This window comes from Pseudomonas sp. GL_090, from assembly GCF_057837765.1.
Map to the genome: position 1 here is coordinate 3,310,217 of NZ_CM174452.1, position 26,281 is coordinate 3,336,497.

The following is a 26,281-nucleotide window of genomic DNA, read 5'->3' on the forward strand; positions in this document are numbered from 1 at the left end:
TTTTGATGGTGTTTGCCCTTCAACCCGATCCGAACAATCGACGGTTACAGTGTGCCGTGCAAGCGATCCGAGCCAACAGCTGCAAGTAGTGTTGCGGTATAGGCGGTCAGAACCATCGGCTACAACTGCACTGCAGCTGGCATCTGATCAACAAAAGATCTATTCGGTTGATTCAGAAAATCGGCCCTGAACTGTAATTAACCGGAAAAATGGAGAAATATTCGGTATTTTTTCCGGTTAATTACAAAAATTAAACGGAAATTTCTAATTATCAATAGGTTAGCGACCTCCGGTTAATTACGGATGCTGACAACATTCTCAAAAAATTGTGGCTTTCGATAAAAAAGGAATGCCCTTTCCCGAAGCGTTACAAAACATCAGCCGGCAACCCTAAGGCGACAAGACCGGCGCAGCGAACTTCGCCTACGGGGCATCGAAGGACTCTATAGATCTCAGAAACCACCTGCATCGTTGCGTCTTCGATCGTTCCTTCATTACGGCATAAAACCCAGCCGTGATCTGCAATCGCTCGCTCGAACGCCTTGGTACAAGCGACATGTTCTTCCAGCTTATGGATCACGGTACTACTCAGCCCACGCCGTCGTGCCGCGGCCCTGGCCCATGAAATTTCAGGCGTGGTGACAACCCCGACATGCAGGTCTGGCACTCGCACGTTTCGATCGATGTTCAGCTGTAGAATCTCTGCAAACGGGACTATCCGGCGAAACGCGGCATCAGACGGGTACCAGCGATCGATCAAGATGATGCTGTCTGGTGGCTGTTTAGCCAGCACGTGCCGGGAAATCCAGGTACGGCTATCGGCAAAGCGCTCACAAACCTCCAACTCCAAATCCCGGGTGGGATTTCTCACGAGTTTGTTCACGAGGGCCATTGTTTCACCCCTATAGGGATCGCTTTTTTGCTCGCAAAGTCGGATCACCTTTTTGTTGTCTGCCCTCAGTACTTTCGTAACGGCCTCCAACAGTGTGGTTTTGCCGGCGCCTTTGGGCCCATCTAGAGAAACAAACAGCGGACGATTCATTCTTCACATAACGATTGATATACGGTTTTTTTTCCATCTGGTCGGCCGTGACAACTGGCGGCCAACAATGGGAGATTTGCAGCGGATCAGCGTGAGAGACGAGTACGTCGAGCACTATCTCATGAGCTATCGCCACATCCAACAGCTCTCTCCCCTGCCCTCACCAGTCAGTTTTTTATACTCGGAACGAACATTCCGAGACGCTAGGGTTTGTGCAGCGGCACCCTACTGGTTCGTCCGTCTGCGCGCGAAGTACCTGGCGTCTCAACGTTCTGTCCCTTGAACGCCAGCGAAAAACAGAAAAAAATCGCTAAGGCAAAACCTGCCGGAAACAACCAGATGCTTTTCCAGTCATGGCTGTCCGCCAACGCGTAGTGATCGGTCACTTGCCCGGCGACCCAGAAGCCGATCAGCATGCCCAGACCATAGGTCGCCAGGGTAATCAGGCCTTGGGCAGAGCTTCTGAAGTGTTCCGAAGCTTTGGCATCGGTGTAGATCTGGCCCGAAACGAAGAAGAAGTCGTAGCAGATGCCGTGCAGGGCGATGCCGGTGAACAGCATAAAGGCCAAGTCGCCATTGTTTCCGTAGGCGAACAACAGGTAGCGCAAGGCCCACGCCAGCATCCCCACCAGAAGCGCGATTTTGATGCCGAAGCGCTGAATGAACAGCGGCAGGAGCAGCATGAACAGCACTTCCGAGACCTGACCGATGGCCATTTTCGCCGTGGGGTTGGTCATGCCGATGTCCGCCAGAAACGGATTGGCATTCTGGTAATAGAACGCCAGCGGAATGCAGATCAAAATGGAGGCGATGAAGAACACCAGGTAGCTGCGGTCTTTGAGCAAGCCCAAGGCGTCCAGCCCGAGCATTTGCTTGAAGCCACCGCTGCCTGACGCTGGCTTCAGGGGTGCGGTGCGCGGCAAGGTGAAGCTGTAAAGGCCCAGAACCAGAGAAGCAACCGCCGACATCAGAAAGGTATTGCGTAATCCGCCTGATGAAATTGCGACTTGAGAGTCCCACGCAAACACAAAGCTTATGACCACACCGGCCACAATCCAACCGAGGGTGCCCCACACGCGAATACGGGAAAATTCCAGGGCCGGGTCGCTCATCTGCCGGAACGCGACCGAATTGACCAATGCCAGGGTCGGCATGTAGGTCATCATGTAGGCCAGTACGAACGGATAGAACGTGCTGAAATCTGGCGCCCGATAAAGCTGATATAGCAACACGGCGCCCACCAGGTGCAGCACGGCGAGGATGCGCTCGGCATTGAAGATACGGTCGGCGATCAAACCGATCACAAACGGCGCGATGATCGCGCCCCAGGATTGTGTCGAGAATGCCATGCCGATCTGCCCGCCGCTGGCGCCCAGATTACTGGCGAGGAATGTACCGAGGGTGACGAACCATCCGCCCCAGATAAAGAATTGCAGGAACATCATGGCGCTTAATCGCGCGGTCATCATGGTCATAACAATCACCGTCTTATTGTTTTTCTTTTTGGAGAGAGGAACGAGCAACGTTTTATTCAGGCATCGGGTAAACCCAGCAGTCGACGATTGAAACCTTCGTCGGACGTCACGCTGGCGAAGTCGTCGAACGCCTTTTGTGTCTTGGTGATCATGTGCTGCTCAATGAACGCCGCTCCTTGCGCGGCACCCTGTGCCGAATCCTTCAAACAACACTCCCACTCCAGCACGGCCCAACCGGTAAAGTCGTATTGGGTCAGTTTGCTGAAGATCGATTTGAAGTCGATCTGGCCATCGCCCAGAGAACGGAAGCGGCCCGGTCGATCGACCCATGCCTGATACCCGCCGTAGACACCCGAGCGGGCATCGGGCCGGAACTCGGCGTCCTTGACGTGGAACATGCGGATGCGGTCGTGGTAGCGATCGATGAACCCCAGGTAGTCCATTTGCTGGAGCAGCAGATGACTCGGGTCATACAGAATGGCGGCGCGTGGATGATGGTCGACAGCCGCTAGAAAACGCTCGAACGAGGCACCGTCGTGCAGGTCTTCGCCGGGGTGGATCTCGTAGCACAGGTCGACGCCGGCCTCTTCGAAACACTCGAGGATCGGCAACCAGCGCTTGGCCAATTCTGCAAAACCCTGTTCGACCAAACCGCTCGGCCGCTGCGGCCAAGGGTAGAGATACGGCCAGAGCAGCGCGCCGGAAAAGGTCGCATGGGCCTTCAACCCCAACCGCTGACTGGCGCGGGCCGCCAGCTTCAATTGGTCGATGGCCCATTCGGTCCGCGCCTGCGGCTGACCGCGTAAGTGCACCGGCGCAAAGTCATCGAACAAGGCATCGAACGCCGGATGCACCGCTACCAGTTGGCCTTGCAAGTGCGTCGACAGCTCACTGATTTCGACGCCCGCTTGAGCACAGATGGCTTTCAATTCGTCGCAATAGTCCTGACTGTCGGCGGCGCGCGCCAGGTCGATGTATTGCGTGCCCGACGTGGGCAACTGAATGGCCTTGTACCCTTGGGACGCCGCCCAACGAGCAATATTGGCCAGTGTATCGAATGGCGCTTGAGCGGACATGAACTGCGCCAGGAAAATACCTGGCCCGCGCAAGCCTGTCGGGGGTTGGGGCATAGGGTTCACGGGGGGATTCTCCGGGTTCATGGATGGCAGACCAGTTCGGTCCACTTGGTGTCGCCACGATGGTTGGCGATCACGGCTTCGATGAAGGCCATGCCGCGCAGTCCGACTTCGATGCCTGGTACGCCGGGGGCATCGTTGCCTTCGACATTGCTGCGGATCGCGCTGGCGAAATCGCCGTAGAGGTTGGCCATGGCCTCCAGATAGCCTTCGGGATGTCCGGCGGGCAGACGCATGCGTCGGGTCGCGGCTTCGCACAACCAGGGTTGACCGACACCCGAACGCAGGATGCGCAAGGGTTGATCAATAGAGCGATGAATCAGGCTCGACGGGTCTTCCTGACGCCATTCCAGCCCGCCCTTGTCGCCGTAGATGCGGATCTTCAACGGGTTCTCTTCGCCAGCGCAGACCTGGCTGGCGATCAATACACCGCTCGCGCCGTCGGCCATCTTGAACAGCATCGCGGCGTCGTCGTCCAGTTGCCGGCTTGCAAGGTGCGTATTCAACATCGCACACAGTTGCTTGATGGGTTGGTCTGCCACGAATTCGGCCAATGAAAAGGCATGGGTACCGATATCGCCAATGCAGCCTCCCAACCCCGACTGTTCGGGTTGATCGCGCCAGCCCGCCTGCTTGTTGCCCTGCCCGGCCACATCCTGACTCAACCAGCCCTGGGGATACTCGACGATGACCTTGCGCACCGTGCCGATCACACCGTCGCGAACCATTTCCCGAGCCTGCCAGACCATCGGATAACCGAGGTAGGTGTGGGCCAATCCATAGAGGCGGTCGCTGCTCTCCAGCAGCTTTTTGAGGGGTAACAGCTCAGACAGATTCAGCGCCGCGGGTTTCTCGCTGAACACATGAAACCCTGCACGCAGCGCCTGGCTGGCAATCGGCGCATGCAAGTGATTGGGGGTGACAATGACCAGCAGTTCCATGCGTTGATCAGCGGGTAGCGCGCGCTCGGCATTGAGCATCAGTTGCCAGTCGCTGTAGCAGCGGGAAGCGGGCAATCCCAGCGCCGCGCCCGTGTCCTGGTTGTTGCGGACGTCTCGGCTAAACGCACCGCACACCAGTTCAAAGCGACTGTCGAGCGCGGCGGCCTGACGATGGGCTTTGCCAATGAAGGCGCCCTCGCCGCCACCGACAAACCCCATTCTTATTTTTGGCACTGGAACATTCATCGCGACTTTTCTCTGTTTGAGGCGGTGTCAGGCTTATCTTTCGCCATGATGTAACCGGTTACATCGTGGCGAGAATTTAGGCGCAGTTGTGCGAGGTGTCAAATACCCGGATTAAAATCCACGAACATTTCAGGGCTCGGCCGACCTGCGCTAAGCTCGCCAACCGCACAGTTCGATAATGAGGTGGTCTTGTCCAATATCCGTGAAGTAGCCCGGCTTGCCGGCGTCTCGGTGGCCACAGTATCCAGAACACTGAAGTCGCCTGAGCGCGTGCTCCCCGACACTCGGGACAAGGTCAACGCCGCCGTGGAAAAGGCCGGTTATCGACCGAACCTGATGGCGGTGCAGTTTCGCTCGCGCAGAACCGGCAATCTGGTGATTCTGGTGCCGACCATCGCCAATACCTTTTTCGCCCGGGTGATCAGCGGTGCCCAACAGGCTGCCCAGGCCGCCGGGTACCGACTGCTGCTGTGCGACACCCAGGGCCGCGAGGAAGTAGAACGGGAATTCGCCGAGCTGGTGTACGCCCATCAGGCCGACGGCGTGATTCAGTTGCGCGCCTACGACCCTTTTGAAGCCCCCTTCCCCAGCGCTGAGCTACCACCTATCGTCAACGCCTGTGAGGTGATTCAAGGCGGCCGCCATCCGACGATCAGCCTCGATAACCGCGCGGCCGCCAAGACCATGACCGAGCATCTGATCGAACTGGGCCACCGGCGGATCGGTCTGATCAAAGGCCCGAAAAGCAGCCCGCTGACCCGCGACCGTGTGGCCGGCTATCAGGATGCATTGCGCCAAGCCGGCATCGCGTCCGATCCCGCCCTGATCTGCCACGGTGATTTCAGTTTGAAGGCGGGACATGACGGTGCTGCAGCGATGCTGGAGCTGTCTGATCGTCCCACCGCGCTGTTTTGCGAAAACGATGAAATGGCCATCGGTGCGTTGAAGCGAATCAAGCAACAGGGCATGCGGGTACCGGAGGATATTTCATTGGTGGGTTTCGACGACATCCCCTTCGCGGCGTACTGCGATCCGCCTCTGACGACCATCGCGCAACCCGCCGAAGTCTTCGGCCAGAAAGCCGTCGATATGCTGATCTCTCTGATTGAGAAGAAACCGATTGCACAGCGTCATGTGGTATTGCCGTTTGAGTTGACGTTGCGCAATAGCACAGCTGTGGTCAACGAGCGCTGACCACATCCATTTCAGGAGATTTTCTGATCAGGCAAACGCAATCCAGCAGAACCGACAGATCGTCAGGCGTTGCCGGGCGGACGATCATCGCACTTGTTCCTGGACTGAAGAGATCAGGCCTCTAGCGTTTCCGTCATTGCAATGCCTTTGCGACCCAATTGCTTGACGCCATACATGGACTGATCCGCCGCCTTGAGCAACGTGTCGAGACTCTGGCCGTGAACAGGAAATAGCGAAACCCCGATACTGCACGAGAGCGATCGTTCTCCAGCGGTTGTCATGACTGGCTGCGCGATGGCTTCAAACAACCTCCCCGCCTTTTTTTCAGCACTCTCAGCGCTGGTAATGTCCGTAAGCAGAATGACAAATTCATCCCCGCCATAGCGTGCGACGGTGTCACGCGAGCGAGTTGCCTGAAGCATGCGACTTGCGACTGTTTGAAGCACTTGATCGCCGACTTCATGGCCGCATTCGTCGTTGATTTCCTTGAAGTGATCCAGGTCGATCAACAACACGGCAAACTGTGTCCCATCCATTTTCCAGCTGTCGATGGCCTGCTCAAAACGATCGGCAAAGAGGTAGCGGTTGGGCAATTGCGTGAGTACGTCATGGGTTGCCAGGTACGTTGCTCGTTCGTGCTCGACTTCAGCCCTTTCTATCGCCTTGAAATGCCGAATCAACACAAGCGGCATGAGGACAAGCGCCCCGGCCAACACGGCAAGGATCACCAACGTTTCGGCAGTCAGAACATCCCCAAACCGCAGCTGACGCTCAAACAGCAACGTCATGGGTTGTGAAGCGTTTTTAATGTCGACCCGATCGGTCAGGCGCGGCAGGAAAAGTTGATCCAGGAAACCAGCCTGTTCTGTGTCCGTAGAAAACACGTTGTTTTCTGAACCGGCACCGGTTTTCAGAACAGCGCTGATATGGACGAAAGGATCAACGTTCGCATCGTTCACGGCTTCCAATAACGAGTCCGTTCTGATCAACAGTAAGGACAACATCGTGCTGCCGAAAAAATTGGGGCGCGTGCTCTCTCTTGCGTCCTCGGTTCGACGGACAGACTGCATAAGAATGTAGGCATTACCACCTTCGAACATCGAGAAAACGGGTGATACGACGGGTTTCTGGTGACTACGGGCTCGAGCCAGTGCAGATGAAAGATGCCCAACGGTTTCCAGCCTGACACCATAGATTGAACTGGACTCCGGGAGTGGCGGGTACATGAACAGCACGGGCCAGGTCTCATTGAGATGGACCTGGTGCTGGGCGGGTTGCCGAGCGAGGCTCGGGAAATCCTTGAGTGCAAAGTCCGGGCGCCAGGTGCGTCTCAACAGCTCTTCAAATGCAGTCTGCTCGGCAATGGGTACCGCCCTCGCCGCCTCGAGCATGTAAATATGAGGGTACGCGGATAAAACCGCTGCAGCATAACGAACGGCTGCTTCCGTATCGCTCTGGTCGACGGCCTGGAGAAATGCTGAAAAACCCGCCAATACCGCTTCATTGGTATCCAGCTGGTTGCGCACGATGCCAGAGATGTTCTGTACGTATTCTGAAAAACGCGTTTCCCGGCGTTCCGTCTCGGATGTAAGCAGTAGCAGGGTCGAAAAACCAACCAGTCCGACCGCCAAAAGAATGAACCCCACCAGCGAACTGCGTCGCTTGGTAAACATCATTCGGGCTTCTCAATGCGCAGTGCGTGCAGGGTGCCGATGGGAATAAGTAAAGCGAAGGCAAAGGCTATGGTTTTCAAACGAGGTGCAATCCATGCAGAAAAAGGGAAGTCCGAAGTCTTACGCTGCCATTATCTCACTAAACCTCGCGGTAGACGTAGAGCCCACTTGAATCGCACCGATTCTCCATTTTCGTCTAACGTCATTGGATGCAATTGCATGATCCACTTCCTCTGAAAATGGAGTTCGACGATGAAAACAATCGCTTCCTGGCTGACGATTACGCTTTTTGGTCTGGTGCTTGGCGGCTGTGCCGCGGTGGGTGCCGGGAGCGGGGGCGCTGGCGAGATGGAAATTCGCTCGGGGAAAATCGAGCAGATTACGCAGACCCAGATGCAAACCAATCACGATAGCGGCGTCGGTGCCATAATGGGCGGTATTGGCGGTCTGGCCCTGGGTAGCCTGATCGGCGGGGGCACCGGCCGGGATGTGGCGATGGTCGCCGGTGCCCTCGCGGGTGCGGCAGGCGGCAACTACGTCGAAAAGAAAAAATATGATCAACCCGTGGACGCACAGCAGATCATCGTTCGCACCCAGAGCGGCGTACTGGTTCAGGTGACCCAGCCGATCAATCCGGCGCTGAGAAAAGGCATGAACGTGTATGTCGAGGGTGCCGGAAACGAAGCGCGGGTGGTGCCACAAGGCTAGGGGGCGGCTACAGGATGTTGCGCAGCGGACAAGTGGCCGTAGTCACTTGCTGCGCAACATCATCATGTCGAGCAAGTTCGGTTGACACTCAATCAGTCATGCACGAACTCATGCCAGTTGCTGGCAACCCTTGGATCTATGTGTCCTGTGGACCTAAACTTTGTGGTCCCTGCCCTCCTCGCCGATTATTGAACGGGTTTCATGACTGAGCATGCCAAGTACCATCACGTGTCCGAAGTACCAGGCCTGGTGCTGGGGTCCGCACGTTTTGCGAATGTCGGCTTCGATCGCCATTACCACCTCGACTTCCACATCGGTTTTGTCACCGAAGGCATCCAGCGTCATCGTTCGAAGGGCGAGTCGTTTCTTTTGGGTCCGGGAAATGTTGCCCTGATGCCTCCGGGTGAAATCCACGATGGCGTGTCCGAGGGCGGCGGCGCTTATACGCTCAAGACATTCCGTCTGTCCCAGGCGCTGGTCGCGAGCCTGACCGAGGAGATCAGCGGTCAACCGAAAGAGCTTGAATTGGCCGGTGTGCTGCTCGAAGACACCGGGCTTGTTGGTAACCTGCGGGGGTTTCACGAAGCGATGCAGCAGGTCGTCGGCCCCGGCACCCTTGCGGTGCAGACGCAATGGTTCACCCTGCTTGAACACCTGTTGAACCAGTCACGGGCGATCAGGCCCGAAACGGTTACAGGGACGCTATCGCCGCTGCAATGGTCTCGCGTCAGGGACTATTGTTTCAGCCACATCGATCAGCGAATCACCCTCGATGATCTCGCTGGCCTGTGCGGGCTGGGCCGCTTCCCCTTCCTCAAGCAGTTCAAGCGGACCATCGGCATGACGCCACACGCCTGGCTGCTTCGATTGCGTCTCGAACGGGCCTGTGGCCTGCTGTCTGGCAGCGAGCAACCGATCATCGATGTCGCCCACGCCGTCGGCTTCTACGATCAAAGCCATTTCAACCGTGCCTTTCGGCAGGCATTCGGCGTCGCGCCATCGCGTTACAGGACTTAGTCCGTCGGCCGTCAATTTTTTACAAGCGCAACAACCTTCCCTCTCCATAGGATGCGCCAATCCGGGCGAAACACCTTCGCCTGCGCAGCCGAGAACTGGAAGATGAACGGTGAAGCAAACAGACCGCCCGCGCTGGGTTTTTCAAGTGACAACATCGCCGGCGCATCACCGGAGGTGGTACAAGCCCTCGTCAAACACAGCACGGGCCAGGCGAGCCCCTATGGCACCGACGAGTTGACGGCACAGGTCCGGCGCATGTTCTGCGAGATTTTCGAACGCGACGTGGAGGTCTTTCTCGTGCCCACCGGCACCGCCGCCAACGCCCTGTGCCTGAGCGCGATGACGCCACCCTGGGGCAACATCTACTGCCATCCGGCCAGCCATATCAACAACGATGAATGCGGCGCGCCGGAGTTCTTTTCCAACGGTGCCAAGCTGATGACCGTCGACGGCCCGGCGGCCAAACTGGATATCGTTCGACTGCGCGAGCGCACTCGCGACAAAGTCGGCGACGTGCACACGACTCAACCCGCCTGCGTCAGCATCACCCAGGCCACCGAAGTCGGCAGCATCTACACCCTGGATGAAATCGCAGCCATTGGTGACGTCTGCAAGTCCTCTTCCCTGGGATTGCATATGGATGGGTCGCGTTTTGCCAACGCCCTGGTGTCGCTTGGCTGCTCCCCGGCGGAGATGACATGGAAGGCCGGCGTGGATGCCCTGTCGTTCGGTGCCACCAAGAACGGCGTGCTGGCGGCGGAAGCCATCGTCCTGTTCAACACCTCCCTGGCCGCCGAGATGAGTTATCGGCGCAAGCGCGCAGGCCATCTGTCTTCCAAGATGCGATTTCTGTCGGCGCAGATCGATGCGTACCTGACCGACGATCTCTGGCTACGCAACGCATGCAAGGCCAACGCTGCCGCCCAGCGCCTGGCGCAAGGGCTTGCTGGCCTGAGCGGCGTTGAGGTGCTCGGCGGTACCGAGGCGAACATCCTGTTCTGTCGGCTGGACTCGGCAATGATCGATGCGCTGCTAAAGGCCGGCTTCGGGTTCTATCACGATCGTTGGGGGCCGAACGTCGTTCGCTTTGTCACCTCGTTCGCCACCACCGCCGAGGATGTCGATCACCTGTTGAACCAGGTGAGGCAAACTATAGATCGGGAACGCGAGTAACACTCGCCACCCAGCACTGGGATTGGTGGGCGTCTCCAGTATCGACGCCCAACTCCAGGAACTACCACTGGCAACCACTTACTTCGCGGTATCGAGAACAAGCCTGCCACGTAAGTGACGACCCATGCTTTTCTCGATCGCGACTTTCGCCTCGCTCAAGGGGTAAGTCTCTACATTGACCGTGAGGTGTCCCTTATCGAACAGTTCGGCGATGAGCGAAAGCTGCCGGCCATCCGAGCGGGTGGCGAAGTTCACGGGGGTTACGCCGTAGTCATTGGCCAGCGACATGTTTGGGGCGCTCACCGGCGATACCAGTACACCGTGCTTTTTCAGTACCGCAAACGAACGGGTTTGTGTTTCGCCACCCACCAGATCCAGTACCACATCGAGGCCGGATGCCAGTTCCTCGAAAGCCTGGGTGGTGTAGTCGATGGTGTAGTCCGCTCCGATTTTCTTCAGGTAGGCATGATGATGTGCCGAGGCCGTTGCGTAGACTTCAGCGCCCAGGTACTTGGCAATCTGCACGGCCATGCTGCCCACGCCACCGGCCGCGGCATGGATCAACACTTTCTGGCGACGTTGCACGCCAGCGTGTTCGGTCAGCGCCTGCCAGGCCGTCAGGGCCGTTGCCGGGACAGCGCCAGCCTGCAAGGCACTGAGTGATTTTGGTTTGAGCGCCAGTTTGGAAACCTGGGCAACGGCTTTGGTCGCGTAACCGCCGACGATGTTGATGAAGCCGAACACTTCATCACCGATGTTGAATTCAGTGACGCCCTCCCCCAGCGCGACGACAGTGCCGGCCACTTCAACGCCCGGGGTAAAAGGCAGCGGCAACGGGATGAACGCTTTCATGGCGCCGGACAGGATCTTCCAGTCAATCGGGTTGACCCCGGCGGCGGCGACATCGATCAGCACTTCACCGACACCGACGACAGGCTCTGCAATCTCTTCCAGGTGTAAAACTTCAGGACTGCCGTATTCGTACACGCGTAGGGCTTTCATGGAGGCCTCGATAATCGAAAAGAAGGGAGAAAACATTGGCGCTGCGAGGGCGCGTGCCGTGCGCAGCGCGGGGGGATCAACCACGGCGGGCGTCGAGGCTGAAGCGACCGGCACCGAAGGCCACGACCTGCAACAGGCCACCGGCCATGGCGATGTTCTTGAAGAAGTGGATGAACTGGTTCTGATCGCCCAGTGCGTTATGGAACGCCAGCGCAGTGAACACGCTGAACACGGCCAGTACGGCGGCGACCGTGCGGGTGCGGTATCCGGCAATCAGTGCCAGGCCACCGCCGACCTCTACAATGATCGCCACCGCCAGTGCCAGTTGAGGAAACGGAAGCCCGACCGAACCGATGTAGCCGACCATCATTGCCGGAGCGGCGAGTTTCGAAAAACCGGAAAGGATGAAGATTGCGCTGAGCAGTACGCGGCCGATCAACGAGGCCGAGGCTTGGGTGACGTCGGAGCGGCTCTGTTCAGACGTGGTTGTTTGAGCGATGTTTGCAGAAGTCGTCATGGGGTATTTCCTTCAGTTGGGTGCGATTCAACAGGAACCGCCTTAGTGAGGAAATGTTGCGCTGCATCAGCTAATCTGAATAGCTGACTAATTTAGATCATTAAGTTCGATTTATTAGAAAAGAACACCCGCTCAACCGGTAAGGAGAGATCAATCGTGCAATTTTCCGAGCGACGTCTGGATCAAGGAAACAGGCATGATCTCTGATCCGGGAACACCGACACTGGACCAACTGCGAGTGTTCCTGACGGTCGTGGAAGTCGGCAGTTTCGCGGCGGCCGCCCGAAAACTGCACCGCGCCACTTCGGTTGTCAGCTACTCGATCGCCAACCTGGAAATGCAGCTCGGTGTGTCGCTGTTCGACCGCCAGACAACCCGTAAACCCCAGCTCACCGATGCCGGTCGCACCGTACTGGCCGAAGCCCGGACCATCGCCAACGGGGTTCATGGACTACGTGCCAAAGTGAAGGGCCTGCTTCAGGGGCTCGAAGCCGAAGTGCACGTGGTGCTCGATGTCATGCTGCCCCCCGAGCGTGTGGTCGACGCACTCAAATCCTTTCGCGAAGAGTTTCCGACCGTTGCCCTGCACTTGCACATGGAAGCCCTCGGCGCCGTCACTGAGCGTGTGGTCAACCGTGGTGCGATCATCGGTGTCAGCGGCCCCATGAACGAGGGCATCGACGGTATCGAGAGAATGGGGGTCGGCAGTGTCGAGTTGATTCCCGTGGCGGCCCCGAATCATCCGCTGGCTTCAAACGACGCGAATGTTCCGGGTGCCGGGCGAGAGCACACGCAACTGGTGCTGTCCGATCGCTCGCTTTTGACCAAGGACAAGGATTTCGCCGTGCTCAGCAACCGCACCTGGCGCCTGGCGGACCTGGGCGCCAAGCACATGCTGCTGCGTGAAGGCATCGGTTGGGGGAACATGCCAGCCCCGATGGTCCGGGAAGACCTGGAGAGCGGCCGACTCGTTCAGTTGAACATACCGGAATACAAAAGCGGAATTTACCCCTTCGACGTGATCTACCGCACGGATTTGCCGCCGGGGCCGGCTGCGAGGTGGTTGATTGAGCGCTTCGGTCAACAAAGCTCCGCGCAGGAGACATCCCTTTGAACCTGGAAACAGAATGCCGCTCGAGCCGCCCGCGATGAAAATCGGCGTCATTTCCGACACTCACGGCTTGCTCCGCCCCGAGGCCATTGCCGCCCTGCAAGGCTGTGATCGCATCCTTCACGCGGGCGACATCGGCAGCGCGATGATCCTCGAACAATTGGCCGCAATCGCGCCGGTGGATGCGGTGCGTGGCAACAATGACCTGGACGCCACCTGGGCCCGGGAGTTACCCGATTGTCTGCGCCTGGAGCTCAATGGCTGGGCGGTTCTGCTGGTGCATGACATCGCCGACGTGGCGCTCAATCTTGATGACGGGATCAAGCTGGTGATCACCGGTCACTCGCACAAACCCTGCATCGACTGGCGCGGTGAACGGCTGTTCCTGAATCCAGGCAGCGCCGGGCGCCGACGTTTCAAATTGCCTGTCACTCTGGCGGTGCTGGAAGTGGTTGCCCAGTCAATCGAACCGCGGCTGGTGTCGCTGCTCGACTGATTCGCCTTCAACCGTTCGATTCACGACTCGTCGGCAACCACCCTCACTCTGTGGCAGTCGGACGGTCCAAGTTTTTGGCCGCTCGCGGAGCGAACTTCCATCGGCATCAGGGACTGGCCGTACGCATTGTCCAGCAACACCGAACGCGTCTCTTCCCGCGTGAACTGAAACCGTTCTCCCCACTGCCTCATACTGACCACCACAGGAAAGATCTCCCGTCCTTTCTCTGTAAGGACGTATTCCTTGTAGGCACTTCCATCCGACGCAGGTTGAACGTCGAACACACCGACCTCAACCAGCGTCTTCAGGCGTGATGCCAGAATGTTCTTGGCCACCCCCAGGCTTTTCTGAAATTCGCTGAATCGGCGAATGCCGTCGAATGCGTCGCGAATGATCATGAGCGACCAACGATCCCCAATGGCTTCCAGTGTTCGTGCCACCGGGCATTCGCTGTTTTGCGAGGAAGGGTCTACGACCATCGTGTTTACCTTTCGGATAAGGACTGCCAGGTCTGTCACCTGGCCTTGAGCAACGTGGTTGCAATATGAAACCTGATTCGATAACAATGAATCAAGTTGCTAATTGAAACCAGTTTAGCGCCACGGAGGCTCACGTGAAAGCAGATACCGATTCAGCCACCCATCCTTTCGTCGCGCAGGCTTCGGGGCTTTCTGCGCAGCTCACGTTTCTGTTTTCGGTCACCTGCGCGCTCGCCGTCGCCAACGTCTACTTCGCCCAACCCTTGCTCGACTCAATGGCCCGGAGCCTGGATGTTGCCCCATCCATGATCGGGTTTGTGGTGACGGCGACTCAAGCCGGTTACGCGCTGGGTTTGCTGTTCATCGTCCCTCTGGGCGACTTGTTGAACCGTAAAGGGCTGATTCTGACGCAAATGCTGCTGTCTGCGATTGCGCTGGCGGGAGTCGGTGCCGCGCAGCAATGGCTGACCCTGTTGGGCGCCATGATTGCTGTGGGTTTGCTGGCCGTGATGGTTCAAGTGCTGGTGGCCTGCACCGCCGCGCTGGCAACGCCGTCACAACGTGGCCAGGCCGTGGGGACCGTCACCAGCGGCATTGTCCTGGGCATTCTTCTGGCGCGGTTCACCTCCGGGCTGATCGCCGATCTGGCGGGCTGGCGCGCCGTGTATTTCGTTTCTTCGGGATTGATGCTGACCCTCGCGGCGGTGTTCTGGAAAGTCTTGCCTCCCGCAGTGACGCCATGCAGTCGATACACCTACCCTGCACTCATCCGCTCGGTCTTCACGTTGTTCATGACCGAGCCGGTGTTGCGAACCAGAGGGCTGCTGGCCTTGCTGATCTTTGCCGCTTTTTCCGTGCTGTGGACATCCATGGTGCTGCCGTTGAGCGCCCCACCGCTGTCGCTTTCACACACGGTCATCGGCCTGTTCGGCCTGGCTGGCATCGCCGGCGCGCTTGCTGCCAGAAGATCCGGACGCTGGGCCGACCAGGGGCTGGGGCAACGGGTCACCGGCATTTCGCTGGCGATCCTGACGCTGTCCTGGCTGCCTATCGCCTTTGCACCGTCGTCACTGATCGCGCTGGTTGGCGGAGTGGTCTTGCTCGACTTCGCGGTGCAAGCCGTACACGTCACCAACCAGAGCCTGATTTTTGCGGCGCGACCCGACGCCCAAAGTCGCATGGTCGGCGCCTACATGTGCTTTTACTCGGCGGGCAGCGCACTGGGTGCCGCCGCCGCGACCCAGGTGTATGCGTTATGGGGCTGGGTTGCCGTCAGCCTGTTGGGTGCCTTGATCAGTGCAGCGGCCTTCGTGCTGTGGTTTTGTCAGCAACCCCGGGGACCGAGCAGTGAACTGGCCAACAGTGCCTTCAAGGCCATCGGCTTGGCAAAATGATAACCTTGGGCCTGCCCTGCCCCTATTTCACGCAGCAACTCCAGCGTCGCTTGATCCTCGACGCCTTCGGCCACCACACTCAGGTCCAGCGATTCGGCCATCCGTACTATGGCCCGGACGATCGCGCGACTGCGGGGGCTGGTAGTCAGTTCGAAGATGAATGACTTGTCGATTTTCAAGCCGCTGAAACGGTACTGATGCACATAGCTCAAGGATGAAAACCCTGCGCCGAAGTCATCGAGCACCACCGTCATGCCGTTATCGGCCAGTTGCTGCATGGTCTGGCGGGCAATCGCCGGTTCGGCTACCAGTGCCCCTTCGGTCAGCTCCAGGCAGATTCGCGATGGCGAGACCCGGTGCTGCGCCAACAGTGCCAGCACCTCGGCGGCAAAATCCGGACGCGTCATGCTGTAGCTCGAGCAATTGACGTGCACCGGCGGCCAGTCGGCGTGTTCGGGCTGTGCGAGGATCGTGGCAATGCTGGTGAGCATGTACAGGTCCAGTCGACCGATCAGGCGCAAACCCTCGACATCCGGCAGGAACTCGCCCGGTGCGATCACCCGGCCGCCCGGCTGGTGCCAGCGGATCAGCGCTTCAAGGGCCAACAGTTCGCCGGTTTCGACGCTGACGATCGGCTGGAAATACGGCAGCAGTTCGTCGGTGCGTTTGAGTGCATTGCGCAAGGCCCCTTCTCGCTCGACCTGGTCCGAGACTTCACGGCGCACTTCCTGGTTGAACACCGCGTAGCTGTCGCGTCCGGCACTCTTGACCCGGTACATCGCCGCATCGGCATCGCGCAGCAAGTCGGCGGGTTCGTGATGAAACTGACTGTCGGCGCTGACGATACCGATACTGCAGGACGAAAAAACTTCATGGCCATTGATGAAGAACGGCAGATCGAATGCCACCAGGATCCGTTCGGCGATTTCTATCACCACCTCCAGCGACGCCTCGGGAGCCAGCACCGAAAACTCGTCGCCTCCCAGGCGCGCCAGCATGTCGGTGCCGCGCAGGCAACCGCGCAAACGGTGGGCGGCCTGCATCAACAGCAGATCGCCAAAATGGTGGCCGAGGCTGTCGTTGACCATCTTGAAACGGTCGAGGTCGATGAACATCACCGCCAGGTGCCCGCCTTCTCTGCCGAACCGTGACCAGGCCAGGTTGAGGCGCTGCTGCAGATAGGTGCGATTGGGCAGCCCGGTCAGCGCATCGTGGGAGTTTTCGTGCTGCAACTTGGCATTGGCATGATCGAGTTCGCGGGTGCGGCTCTGCACCCGGGCTTCGAGCTTGAGGTTGGCGACATGGATCGCTTCGGCGGCCGTGCGTCGCGATAACGCGGTGTCTATGTGCCGTGACACGAATGTCAGCAGTTCCTGGTCACGCAGGGTATAGCGCACCTGCGAGGTATAGCTCTGCACCGCCAGCACACCACGTACCGCGTCGTCTTCGAACAAGGGTATGCCCAGCCAGGAGAAGGAACGCACGGACTCCTGGGCAATTTCGATTTCACCCTGCGCGGACAATCGCTCAGCTTCGCCGACGTCAATCAGGCAAGGGCGGCGCTGACGGATGACGTACTCGGTCAAGCCCCGGCGCCCTCGGCGTGCCGCCGGGCAGGTCGTCTGCCGTTCATCCACGTAATAGGGAAACGTCACTTCGCCGGTCGAGACGTCAAAGAGCGCAATGTAGAAGTTCTGCGCGAACAGCAGATCACCGACGATGCCATGCAGGGTCTGGAACAACTCGGTCATGTCACCCGGCTGGCTCGACAGTTCGGCAATCTGGAACAGCGCGCTTTGCAGATGTTCGGCGCGCTCCCGGTCTGCGACCTCCTGGCGCAATGCGTCGTTGACTGCCGAAAGCTCCAGGGTGCGACGCAACACCGTTTCTTCCAGGTCCTCCCGGTGCAGAATCCGGTCCAGCGCCATGGCCACGTGGCGGGCGACCACCAGGAACAGCGCGCGGTCTTCAGCGCTGTAGATGCGAGACACGTCGTAGACCTGCATCGCCAGCATGCCAAACACCTCGTCCGAGGCATTTTTCAACGGCGCGCCCATCCAGTACTCGGGACGATCACCCACGCAGTGGAAACGGTCCTCGGCCTGGGCCGCGAGAATACCGGCGGCATCGATCAGCAACGGCTGGCCGGAGGTCAACACCTGGCCCGTCAGCGACAGGCGCGAAGGATCAAGGTATTCGTAGTTTTCGGATTCCAGGGCATCAACGTCGATGATGTCGACGTAATACGGGTAGTCGATCTTGCCAGTGTGCGGGTTATACAACGCGAGATAGAAGTTCTCGGCGTCGATCAGACTGGCCAGCAGCCGGTGAGCCCCCACCAGAAACTCTGACCGGTCACGGGTCGAGCTGGCCAGATAGGTGATTTCATACAGCACACGCTGAGTGATCTGCGCACGGGCCAGGGTATTGGTCTGTAGCTCAATGCCCAGGCGCTGGGCAAGTTCAGCAAGCGCCGGTTCCGCAGCATCGGCGGCTGGCGCGAGCAGCCAACCCAGCTCACTTTCGCCCCTGCCGGTGGGCCAGCGGTGCAGGTTCGAAGCCAGGCAAAAGGCTTCAAACTCATCATTCGCAACGCTTGAAGGCCAATGTACCCGTGGGTCTCCCTGGCCAACCCGATGCAACTGTTCACCGGCGCGGTAAAACGCCCAAGCGGTGGTATGGGCCCAGTTGCGCGCCGAGTCCAGCAGTTGTCCGATCCTGTCGTCGTTGCCGGCGCAAACCCTGCCGACAGTATCCGGCTTCCCTGGGGAGTGAAATGCGGCAACTGCGTCATTGCTCGATTGCCGCGGGGAGCCGGTTAGTGTACGAAAACTCATCAGCGCTCCCTGAGCCAAAACTGCTGAAACTCACTGGCTGATTGCTTGCAATGTGCCATTTGGCTTTCCGTTTAAAGCTTATGGCGGTTTTTTTCAATAATTTTGTTCACTTTAGTGCCAGGTATGAGACGGGCTGCAAATTATTCGCTGTGTTGTCCAGACCTGGCGTCTATCACTCGAAGCTAACGTATCAGTCGTCGTTGTCATCGCGATCACGGTAGCGACGGTGGTCGCGATCATAGTCACTACGATCATAGCCACGACGATCATAGTCACGGTCATAACCTCGGTCATCGTCCCCTCTCTGATCGTAACCACGTCGATGGTCATGATCGTGATATCGGCCGTACCGTTCTCCGTCATCCCAATGCGGGCCGCAGCCTCCCAACAAGACGGCGCTGGAAATGGCCACGATCAAGATTGCTGCGCGATTCATAAGAACGTCCTAAACGTCGGAAGTATGGAAGGGTCATGGCTATGACCATTCAGTAACCCGATGATTCCTTTGAGAAATACAAACAAGTGATGGTCGCTCTCCCCATCGGGTGCGCGCCGAGGCAACTCAGGTCTGTCATCAATAGCCAAGGGGCTGTCGTCAAATGAAAAGCGCCCCTGATACGGGGGCTATCTAATGGCAGAACTGAAAAGGTCTCTGGCGATGAGTCGACGTAAGCGACGCTGTGCCTGAGTCACGAGTTGCCTGGTACGCCAGGCAGGAGAATAACAATATGAAATTCGTGAAAAGTCTTCTGGCTGCTGTCCCCCTCATGGCGCTGGCCATCGATGCCCAAGCCTATGTATCGAACCAGGAAGCCACCCGGCTGGGCACCAGCCTGACGTGGGTGGGAGCCGAAAAGGCCGGTAATGCCGATGGTTCCATTCCGCCCTACAACGGCGGCCTGACCACGGCCCCCTCCAGCTTCAAGACCGGCGACAGCATGCGGCCGGACCCCTTTGCGGGCGAAAAACCGTTGCTGGTGATCAACGGCAGGAACGTCGACGCGTACAAAAGCATGCTGACCGCCACCACGGTGGCATTAGCCAAGCGCTACCCCGACTTTCGCATCGACGTCTACCCGACCCACCGCACGGCATCGCTGCCACAGGCGATACTGGACAACAGCCGCAAAAATGCCACCAATGCCAGGTCCCTCAACGGCGGGATCGCGATCGACAATGTGATGCCCGGGGTGCCTTTCCCGATCCCGCAGTCCGGCGCCGAAGCGATGTGGAATTTCCTGCTGCGCTACCAGGGCGTGAACATCCATTCCAAGTACGACTCCTGGAGCGTCGACACGGCGGGCGTACCGAGCCTGGCGGTCACCGGCGAAGCATTCATCTCCTTCCCGATCTACGAGAACCTGTCGAAGCCGTTCAACAGCTCCGACATCTACTATCAGTTAAAACTGTCCTATACCGGACCTGCGCGCCGAGCCGGCGAGTCGATCATGCTCAAGAACGCCACCAACCCGACGCAGTTCCCTGGCCGCGCCTGGCAGTACATGCCTGCCCAGCGCCGCGTCAAACAGATCTCGATCCTGGCCTACGACACCCCCAACCCCGGTACTGCCCGTGCGCTGGAACTGTATGACTGGACACTGGTGGGCAAGCAGGAAATGATCGTGCCCTACAACACGTACAAACTCACCTACGCCCGCGCCGCCAAGTCGCTGACCACGCCCAACTTCGTTGCCCCGGACTTCGTACGCTGGGAAAAGCACCGGGTCTACGTCGTGGAGGGCAACCTCAAGCCCGGGGCGAAGCACATCTACCAGAAGCGGCGCTTTTACCTGGATGAAGACACTTGGGCCGCGGTGGCCTCCGATCAGTACGACACCCGTGGCCAGCTGTACCGTGGCTCCTTCGCGTTCTTCAGCCAGAGCTACGACCAGCAGGTCCCGGACGCCACCCCTTTCATGACTTACGACCTGTCCAAAGGCACCTACAACATCAACGGCGTGGTGGGCCCGCATGGCGGCATCCGCTACATCGAGCCGCTATCGACGGCGCAGTGGGTGCCGGAGTCCATGGCGGGTGCCGGTATCCGCTAGGTCTGCCGTGATGCAACGCATCGATGATGCATGACCGATACAAGACAAAGCCCCGGGTTCTAAAGAACCAGGGGCTTGAGTTTTCGAGTGGTGCGCGAGCTACAAAGATCAGCTCTCAGCGCAAATGACTGGGTCATGACTGGATTCAGTCGCCAGCTTCAATCGGTCGGCTTTACAAATGTATTTAGGTTTGCTTTTCGGTGCCAGTTTGGCACTGGCCTTTTTGGCCTTAGCCTTGAACAGCTGCTTCAGTTTCTTTTGACGGTTCATGTTGTTCTACTCAGCCAGTAATTTTTGAATGATACCAGCTAAATTTACTGGCCCGATTCAACGTTGGTGTTCCACGATCCTGAGCCAGGGCCAACGAGCCTGATAACTTTTCGCCTTCTGATCGAACAGCTCCGGCTTCGGATTCCTTGGGTTGATTCGAAGTAGCCCGTGCTCTGTGTCGGCCAGGCCGTTGGGTGCATAGACCTCGCCAGTTTCGATATCCAGGCCTATGCAGGTACCGGCAATCAGGTAGCGGTCAATCCCGTCTTTTGCCGACTGTAGCCTTGGATAATCCCCGCCAAAGCGCTGGCCGTACCATAGGTGGACGCGAGCCTGATTCTTGAACTCAATGTTCACGTCGAGGTCGCGGAACAGACGCTGACCTGATTGGATGACCTCATTCTCGGCTTCCCACGACAGGTCATCATCGAAGTAAAAGACGTCGTAATCCTTCACGCCCCACTCCGGCGGGCGCTGTGCCTGATGATTCCAGACGGCCTGGAACAGGCAACCGGCCGTGAGCATGCACTGGTTCAAACCGAGCTCAGGCAAGCGAGCGGAAATTTCTGCGTTTACCGGATTGGCCATTGCGATCCTGAGCAGGCTTTCGGCAGTCAATGTCATCTTCATCCCTTCTGATTGATCTGATCCCTGCGACCGACAATACCCTCAACGCTTTTCAAATTTACTAAAAAAATTGCCCTTTTCTCTCCCTCGGCCAATCTGGCGCGAATCCTGCCTGACTCAACGGCATGAAGTCGGTACTGACTATGTGGATGACACTTTTGAAGTGAGCCACCTCAGGGCCAGCCCCGATAATCGATAGCTTACTGACGAACTGTCGAGGTCAAGCATGACGAGCGCAACTATGGAACAAGTCAGCCCACAAACGCTGAGAAGAGTGATTGTGGCCGCCGGGATCGGCAATTTCGTCGAGTGGTTCGACTTTGCCGTCTACGGCTTTTTGGCCACGACCATCGCCCAACAATTCTTCCCCAGCGGCGATGCCAGTGCCGCGCTGCTCAAGACCTTTGCGGTGTTCGCCGTGGCCTTTGCGTTTCGGCCCCTTGGCGGGATTTTCTTCGGCATGCTGGGCGACCGGATCGGCCGCAAGCGCACCCTCGCGATGACCATCCTGCTGATGGCCGGTGCCACGACCTTGATCGGTCTGCTGCCCACGTATGCGGCGATCGGGGTCATGGCGCCGATTCTTCTGTCCCTGATCCGTTGCGCCCAGGGCTTTTCCGCCGGGGGGGAATACGCAGGTGCCTGTGCCTACCTGATGGAGCATGCACCGAGTGATAAACGCGCCTGGTATGGCAGCTTCATTCCGGTGTCGACATTTTCCGCCTTCGCCGCGGCCGCCGTGGTGGCCTACGCGCTCGAGGCCTCATTGTCGGCCGAAGCAATGGGGAGCTGGGGTTGGCGCCTGCCGTTCCTGATTGCCGCGCCCCTGGGCCTGGTGGGGCTTTACCTGCGCTGGAAGCTCGATGAGACACCGGCATTCCAGGCGGTGACTCAGGAACACGCTGTCGCACACTCTCCTCTCAAGGAAACTTTGCGCAACCATGGTGCGGCGATCTGTTGCCTGGGCGCTTTTGTGTCACTCACGGCACTCTCGTTTTATATGTTCACCACCTACTTCGCGACCTACCTGCAAGTCGCCGGTGGCCTGAGTCGCGCCACAGCCTTGCTGGTGTCACTGATTGCATTGCTGTTCGCCGCGGCGATCTGCCCGCTGGCCGGGCTGTATTCGGACCGGGTCGGACGTCGGATCACGGTAATGACCGCTTGCGCGCTGTTGATCGTGGTCGTGTATCCATCGTTCCTGATGGCCAGCTCCGGTTCGTTCGCCGCGTCCATCGTCGGCGTCATGCTCCTGGCGATTGGCGCGGTGTTGTGTGGCGTGGTCACCGCGGCCTTGCTCTCGGAAACCTTCCCTACCCGTACTCGGTACACCGCCTCGGCGATTACCTACAACATGGCGTACACCCTGTTCGGCGGCACCGCGCCGCTGGTAGCGACGTGGCTGATCAGCACCACCGGCAGCAACCTGTCGCCGGCGTTCTATCTGATCGCGATTGCATTGCTCGCATTGGCGGGCGGGTTGGCATTACCGGAGACTTCAAGGATTTCCCTGCATGACGTTGCGTCGCAGGAGAAAGCCGAAGGCGTAGGCGCATCCGCCTGAAACACGAACGAGCCGGTCCGGCGAACCTTCGACCTCGGGCCGGCCTCATCATATAGCTCGATACACAGCCACTCGTCTGCTGGACCCGGTGATCATGCGCAGCGCGACTCAAAGCTGGCTACAGTCATGATTCCACTTTGATATCGCCGACTTGTCATGAAATGAAAAGAAATTGTCGTCGAATGAAGGGTCCACCGCCTCCCCCGTCCATAAATTCCTCTTCGGGCCCACGCGTTGAATCCCGCGATTTGATGCCAGGCCCAGTTGGCGCTACAACTGGGCGCCTTTGCGATTTATATGCTCAGCAAAATAATAATTCGAGGGGTCGCAGTGTATGCGTGTGAATTTACCCGTAACCGAGCATGAAAGAGTTTTCTCCACCGAACAGCGATTGATCTCCACGACCGATCTGGATAGCCGAATCACTTACTGCAATGACGCCTTTGTTGCCATCAGCGGTTTCACCTACGACGAACTGGTTGGTCAGACCCACAACCTGGTTCGACACCCCGACATGCCACCCGGGGTATTCGTGCATATGTGGCACACCATCAAGCAAGGCAAACCCTGGATGGGGATTGTTAAAAACCGCTCGAAAAATGGTGACTTCTATTGGGTCAGTGCCTACGTCACGCCCATCTATGAAAACGGACGCATGAGTGGTTACGAGTCGGTCCGCTCGGTGCCCAGCCGCGACCAGGTCCGCCGGGCATCAGCGCTCTATTCAAGGATGCGGGCCGGCAAGCCGATCGTTTCGCTGAACGCACGGATTTTCCGGCCACTGCAACAGAGCTGGCCAATATTGATGGCTGGCGGGGTTTCACTGCTGGGGAGTCAGTGGCTACCTCAAACAGCGGCACAAGGGCTCCTGGTCGCGAGCCTTGGTGTTGCCTGGTACCTGATCGAGTCCCGAAATCGCAGGGCCATCGAGCGCACCCTGGCCGAGCATCCGAAAGCCTTTTCCGATCCGTTGGTCGCACTCACCTATAGCGATAATCACGGCCCCCAGGGGCAACTGGACATGGCCATGGTCAGTGAGGAAGCGCGCCTGCAGACAGCCCTGAGCCGGCTCGTCGATGCCGGGGTCAACGTCAAGGCCAAAGCGGCGCAGTCATCCGAGCTTTCAGGTTCCCAGGCGCAGTCGCTGGATCGCCAGCGCAGTGAAACCGATCAGTCTGCCGCCGCCATTTCACAGATGGCCGCCACCATTCAGGAGGTCACGCAAAACGTCATCAGCACCGCACATGCCGCCTCGGAGGCTGACCAGTTGACCCGTGACGGCAGTGAACTGGCCCGGCAAAGCCTGAGCGCCATGAAAACCATGCACGAGGCAGTCAACGAGATTGGCCAGGCGGTCAATGCATTGGCGAGCGAAACGCAATCGATCGGCAGTGTCGTGGACGTCATCACCTCCATTGCCGAACAGACCAACCTGCTGGCGCTCAATGCCGCCATCGAGGCGGCCCGGGCCGGCGAGCAAGGACGCGGTTTTGCCGTGGTTGCCGACGAGGTGCGTTCCCTTGCACAACGCACCCGCACCTCCACCGAACAGATCCACGGCATCATCGCTTCACTGTATGTCGGTGCCGATCGCGCTGTATCTACGGCCAATCGTGGCGAGCAGATTTCCCGCGAAAGCATGCAAAGTGTCGAGGCGGTGCAGTCGGCGTTGGTCGGCATCAGCCAGGCCGTCACCCGGATAACCGGCATGAGCCAGCAGATGGCCTCGGCGTCTGAAGAACAAAGTCACGTGGCTGAAGACATCAATCAACAGATCACCCGCATTGCCCAACTGTGCGATCACAGTGCCGGGCAGGCCAAGCAAGGTGCCGCCATCAGCCAGGATCTGGAAGTCATGGCCGATTACCTGCACAGCCTGGCCGAACGTTTCAGCCGATAGCCATTGGCGCCTGTTGACCCTATTGCATTCGGGCAACAGGCCCTTTGTAGGTGTTGCGCCTGGCGCAAAGGCGAACGTTCACGGGGACAGCGCTCTGACCGCAGGCAACGGCCGTACTATAATTAATGTCTGTCAATGTTTGCATGGCGAGCGCTCCAAAACCAACCAGGTATCCATAGCGTTCACCTGACAGGCACTGGGCAGCACAGCAAATGGGATGGACAGTACGTCTGATTACGCGAGAGAGGGTTCAGCCATGAAAATTCACTCCTTCCAGCATTACTCTCATGGTCTGGAAATGGCCGTTCACGATGCATGGATTACCGCCAAGGTGAAGTCGGCCCTGGCATTTTCCGATCCGACCCTTAGCCTGCATATCAATGTCAAAACCCATGCGGGCAAAGTGGAGTTAAGCGGTCGCGTCAACACTCATAGACAGTGTGAACAGGCCATTGGTCTGGCCCGTTCGGTTCATGGTGTCGCCGACGTCGATGCCAGCGACCTGCAGACCCATGTGTTCACGCCAGGGAGTTTTCCAGAAGCGCCCAATGCCGAAGAGAGCACTGACCGCCGACCACAATCGTCGACAAGGAAGGACGACAAATGATAATGGCAACTTTGTAGGCGCCGCGCCCCCGGTCGGGAACCGAGGGCGGAGGGAAGCTGAATGCCTGTGTACCCCAGAGTTAATCGCCCATGGTTTCGTGGACATTTGCGACTGGCTGCCTATGGCCGATTCTGTTGAGAAAGTCGACCATGGTTTGCGCAGCAAAACGTATGCGTCCGAGATTGATATCTTTAGCCTTTAACTAATGCCCTCGAAACCTGCACAATTGCCGGCTATTTTCGCGACAGGAAGTCCGACCATGCAACGGATTGTAATTCTGGGCAATGCTGGTAGCGGCAAATCTACCCTCGCCCGCGCCCTCGGTAAGCGCCTTGGCCTGCCCGTAGTGCACTTGGACACACTGTTCTGGGAGCCCGACTGGGTCGAGCCCGACGCCGAGCAGTTCCACGCACGGGTCAGCGAAGCGATCGCACCGACTGCCTGGATTTGCGAAGGCAATTATGCCCGGCGTACCTTCGATCTTCGCCTGCCCCGTGCCGACCTGATCATCTGGCTCGATACACCGCGACTCACCTGTTTCACCCGGGTGATCATGCGCGGCATATTGAATCGCCCTCGGTCCGACCTTGCAGCAGGTTGTAAAGAGAAGCTCGACCGAGCGTTCTTTACCTTTCTGAGCTTCGTATGGAATTTCGATCGAGGCTACCGCCCAGGTATCGAGGCGGTGCGTCTGGCCTTGGGCCTTCAGATTCCTACGGTGCACTTGCGGCATCGCCGGCAGATTGCCGTATTTCTTTATAACTTGCCCCCAATGCCCTCAAACCTGTCTTGAATAGGTGGACAGCGGCACTCGACACCTA

23 protein-coding genes and 2 pseudogenes are annotated in these 26,281 nt (G+C 58.4%); 13 read left to right on the forward strand and 12 right to left on the reverse strand.

What is annotated here, in order from left to right:
• Positions 1-367: 367 nt before the first annotated feature.
• The 4 genes from AC3ITA_RS14785 to AC3ITA_RS14800 all read right to left on the reverse strand — a co-directional run bounded on the left by AC3ITA_RS14785 (position 368) and on the right by AC3ITA_RS14800 (position 4,840).
• Positions 368-1,042: a dTMP kinase gene (locus tag AC3ITA_RS14785; RefSeq protein WP_414927617.1), complete on the reverse strand. Its 675-nt coding sequence runs from the start codon at positions 1,040-1,042 to the stop codon at positions 368-370.
• Between the two features lie 203 nt (positions 1,043-1,245).
• A complete protein-coding gene (locus AC3ITA_RS14790; protein WP_489277616.1) occupies positions 1,246-2,517 on the reverse strand; it encodes a nucleoside permease in 1,272 nt (423 codons plus the stop codon).
• Positions 2,518-2,573: 56 nt separating this feature from the next.
• On the reverse strand, positions 2,574-3,677 hold the full coding sequence (locus AC3ITA_RS14795; RefSeq protein WP_489277618.1) for a sugar phosphate isomerase/epimerase family protein: 1,104 nt from the start codon (positions 3,675-3,677) through the stop codon (positions 2,574-2,576).
• Positions 3,674-4,840: a Gfo/Idh/MocA family protein gene (locus AC3ITA_RS14800; protein ID WP_414927620.1), complete on the reverse strand. Its 1,167-nt coding sequence runs from the start codon at positions 4,838-4,840 to the stop codon at positions 3,674-3,676. The genes AC3ITA_RS14795 and AC3ITA_RS14800 overlap by 4 nt, the downstream gene beginning before the upstream one ends.
• 189 nt (positions 4,841-5,029) lie before the next feature.
• On the opposite strand from AC3ITA_RS14800, the gene AC3ITA_RS14805 reads away from it, so the two are divergent.
• Complete coding sequence (locus tag AC3ITA_RS14805; RefSeq protein WP_489277620.1) at positions 5,030-6,034, forward strand: LacI family DNA-binding transcriptional regulator; 1,005 nt, start codon at positions 5,030-5,032, stop codon at positions 6,032-6,034.
• 113 nt (positions 6,035-6,147) lie between these two features.
• Here AC3ITA_RS14805 and AC3ITA_RS14810 read toward each other — a convergent pair whose 3' ends face one another.
• Positions 6,148-7,707 carry a sensor domain-containing diguanylate cyclase gene (locus AC3ITA_RS14810; RefSeq protein WP_191628381.1) on the reverse strand — a complete coding sequence of 520 codons (1,560 nt, stop codon included), beginning with the start codon at positions 7,705-7,707 and terminating at the stop codon, positions 6,148-6,150.
• Positions 7,708-7,959: 252 nt separating this feature from the next.
• On the opposite strand from AC3ITA_RS14810, the gene AC3ITA_RS14815 reads away from it, so the two are divergent.
• The 3 genes from AC3ITA_RS14815 (at position 7,960) to AC3ITA_RS14825 (ending at position 10,605) form a co-directional block, all read left to right on the forward strand.
• Positions 7,960-8,415, forward strand: coding sequence for a glycine zipper 2TM domain-containing protein (locus AC3ITA_RS14815; protein WP_095942137.1), 456 nt, complete (start codon positions 7,960-7,962; stop codon positions 8,413-8,415).
• Between the two features lie 201 nt (positions 8,416-8,616).
• On the forward strand, positions 8,617-9,432 hold the full coding sequence (locus AC3ITA_RS14820) for an AraC family transcriptional regulator (RefSeq protein WP_489277622.1): 816 nt from the start codon (positions 8,617-8,619) through the stop codon (positions 9,430-9,432).
• Between the two features lie 102 nt (positions 9,433-9,534).
• Positions 9,535-10,605, forward strand: coding sequence for a threonine aldolase family protein (locus AC3ITA_RS14825; RefSeq protein ID WP_489277624.1), 1,071 nt, complete (start codon positions 9,535-9,537; stop codon positions 10,603-10,605).
• Positions 10,606-10,683: 78 nt separating this feature from the next.
• Here the strand turns inward: AC3ITA_RS14825 and AC3ITA_RS14830 are convergent, their stop codons facing one another.
• Together AC3ITA_RS14830 and AC3ITA_RS14835 are read right to left on the reverse strand one after the other, a co-directional pair.
• Positions 10,684-11,607, reverse strand: a complete 924-nt coding sequence (locus AC3ITA_RS14830) for an NADP-dependent oxidoreductase (RefSeq protein ID WP_414927625.1) — start codon at positions 11,605-11,607, stop codon at positions 10,684-10,686.
• Positions 11,608-11,683: 76 nt separating this feature from the next.
• Positions 11,684-12,124 (reverse strand): DoxX family protein, encoded by a 441-nt coding sequence (locus AC3ITA_RS14835; RefSeq protein WP_414927626.1) that lies wholly within the window; start codon positions 12,122-12,124, stop codon positions 11,684-11,686.
• A gap of 196 nt (positions 12,125-12,320) precedes the next feature.
• Between AC3ITA_RS14835 and AC3ITA_RS14840 the strand changes: the two genes are divergently transcribed.
• Positions 12,321-13,238: a LysR family transcriptional regulator gene (locus AC3ITA_RS14840; protein WP_095942133.1), complete on the forward strand. Its 918-nt coding sequence runs from the start codon at positions 12,321-12,323 to the stop codon at positions 13,236-13,238.
• A gap of 34 nt (positions 13,239-13,272) precedes the next feature.
• Positions 13,273-13,731, forward strand: coding sequence for a metallophosphoesterase family protein (locus tag AC3ITA_RS14845; RefSeq protein WP_095942230.1), 459 nt, complete (start codon positions 13,273-13,275; stop codon positions 13,729-13,731).
• Positions 13,732-13,751: 20 nt separating this feature from the next.
• On the opposite strand, the gene AC3ITA_RS14850 is transcribed toward AC3ITA_RS14845, so the two are convergent.
• Complete coding sequence (locus AC3ITA_RS14850; protein ID WP_150672510.1) at positions 13,752-14,210, reverse strand: winged helix-turn-helix transcriptional regulator; 459 nt, start codon at positions 14,208-14,210, stop codon at positions 13,752-13,754.
• A gap of 134 nt (positions 14,211-14,344) precedes the next feature.
• On the opposite strand from AC3ITA_RS14850, the gene AC3ITA_RS14855 reads away from it, so the two are divergent.
• Complete coding sequence (locus AC3ITA_RS14855) at positions 14,345-15,604, forward strand: MFS transporter (RefSeq protein WP_095942131.1); 1,260 nt, start codon at positions 14,345-14,347, stop codon at positions 15,602-15,604.
• Here the strand turns inward: AC3ITA_RS14855 and AC3ITA_RS14860 are convergent.
• Together AC3ITA_RS14860 and AC3ITA_RS14865 are read right to left on the reverse strand one after the other, a co-directional pair.
• Positions 15,535-18,441, reverse strand: coding sequence for an EAL domain-containing protein (locus AC3ITA_RS14860; RefSeq protein WP_150672512.1), 2,907 nt, complete (start codon positions 18,439-18,441; stop codon positions 15,535-15,537). The two genes, AC3ITA_RS14855 and AC3ITA_RS14860, sit on opposite strands and share 70 nt — an antisense overlap.
• Before the next feature lie 190 nt (positions 18,442-18,631).
• Entirely contained in the window at positions 18,632-18,877 is a 246-nt protein-coding gene (locus AC3ITA_RS14865) for a hypothetical protein (RefSeq protein ID WP_489277628.1), read from the reverse strand.
• Between the two features lie 292 nt (positions 18,878-19,169).
• Between AC3ITA_RS14865 and AC3ITA_RS14870 the strand changes: the two genes are divergently transcribed.
• Complete coding sequence (locus AC3ITA_RS14870; RefSeq protein WP_095942128.1) at positions 19,170-20,492, forward strand: DUF1329 domain-containing protein; 1,323 nt, start codon at positions 19,170-19,172, stop codon at positions 20,490-20,492.
• A gap of 108 nt (positions 20,493-20,600) precedes the next feature.
• Here the strand turns inward: AC3ITA_RS14870 and AC3ITA_RS14875 are convergent, their stop codons facing one another.
• Both AC3ITA_RS14875 and AC3ITA_RS14880 read right to left on the reverse strand, forming a co-directional pair.
• Positions 20,601-20,762 (reverse strand): DUF2986 domain-containing protein, encoded by a 162-nt coding sequence (locus AC3ITA_RS14875; protein ID WP_150672514.1) that lies wholly within the window; start codon positions 20,760-20,762, stop codon positions 20,601-20,603.
• A 57-nt stretch (positions 20,763-20,819) separates the two neighbouring features.
• Complete coding sequence (locus tag AC3ITA_RS14880) at positions 20,820-21,386, reverse strand: nucleotidyltransferase family protein (RefSeq protein WP_489277630.1); 567 nt, start codon at positions 21,384-21,386, stop codon at positions 20,820-20,822.
• 229 nt (positions 21,387-21,615) lie between these two features.
• Here AC3ITA_RS14880 and AC3ITA_RS14885 point away from each other — a divergent pair, with 229 nt between their 5' ends.
• The 5 genes and pseudogenes from AC3ITA_RS14885 (at position 21,616) to AC3ITA_RS14905 (ending at position 26,253) form a co-directional block, all read left to right on the forward strand.
• Positions 21,616-22,953: an MFS transporter gene (locus tag AC3ITA_RS14885; RefSeq protein WP_095942126.1), complete on the forward strand. Its 1,338-nt coding sequence runs from the start codon at positions 21,616-21,618 to the stop codon at positions 22,951-22,953.
• Between the two features lie 334 nt (positions 22,954-23,287).
• Positions 23,288-23,596 (forward strand): annotated as a pseudogene (locus AC3ITA_RS14890) (PAS domain-containing protein); the annotation flags it as partial.
• Between the two features lie 282 nt (positions 23,597-23,878).
• Positions 23,879-24,853, forward strand: a pseudogene (locus tag AC3ITA_RS14895) (methyl-accepting chemotaxis protein); the annotation flags it as partial.
• Between the two features lie 256 nt (positions 24,854-25,109).
• Positions 25,110-25,460: a BON domain-containing protein gene (locus AC3ITA_RS14900; RefSeq protein ID WP_095942124.1), complete on the forward strand. Its 351-nt coding sequence runs from the start codon at positions 25,110-25,112 to the stop codon at positions 25,458-25,460.
• A gap of 259 nt (positions 25,461-25,719) precedes the next feature.
• Positions 25,720-26,253 (forward strand): P-loop NTPase family protein, encoded by a 534-nt coding sequence (locus AC3ITA_RS14905; RefSeq protein WP_489277632.1) that lies wholly within the window; start codon positions 25,720-25,722, stop codon positions 26,251-26,253.
• The last annotated feature ends 28 nt before the right edge of the window (positions 26,254-26,281 follow it).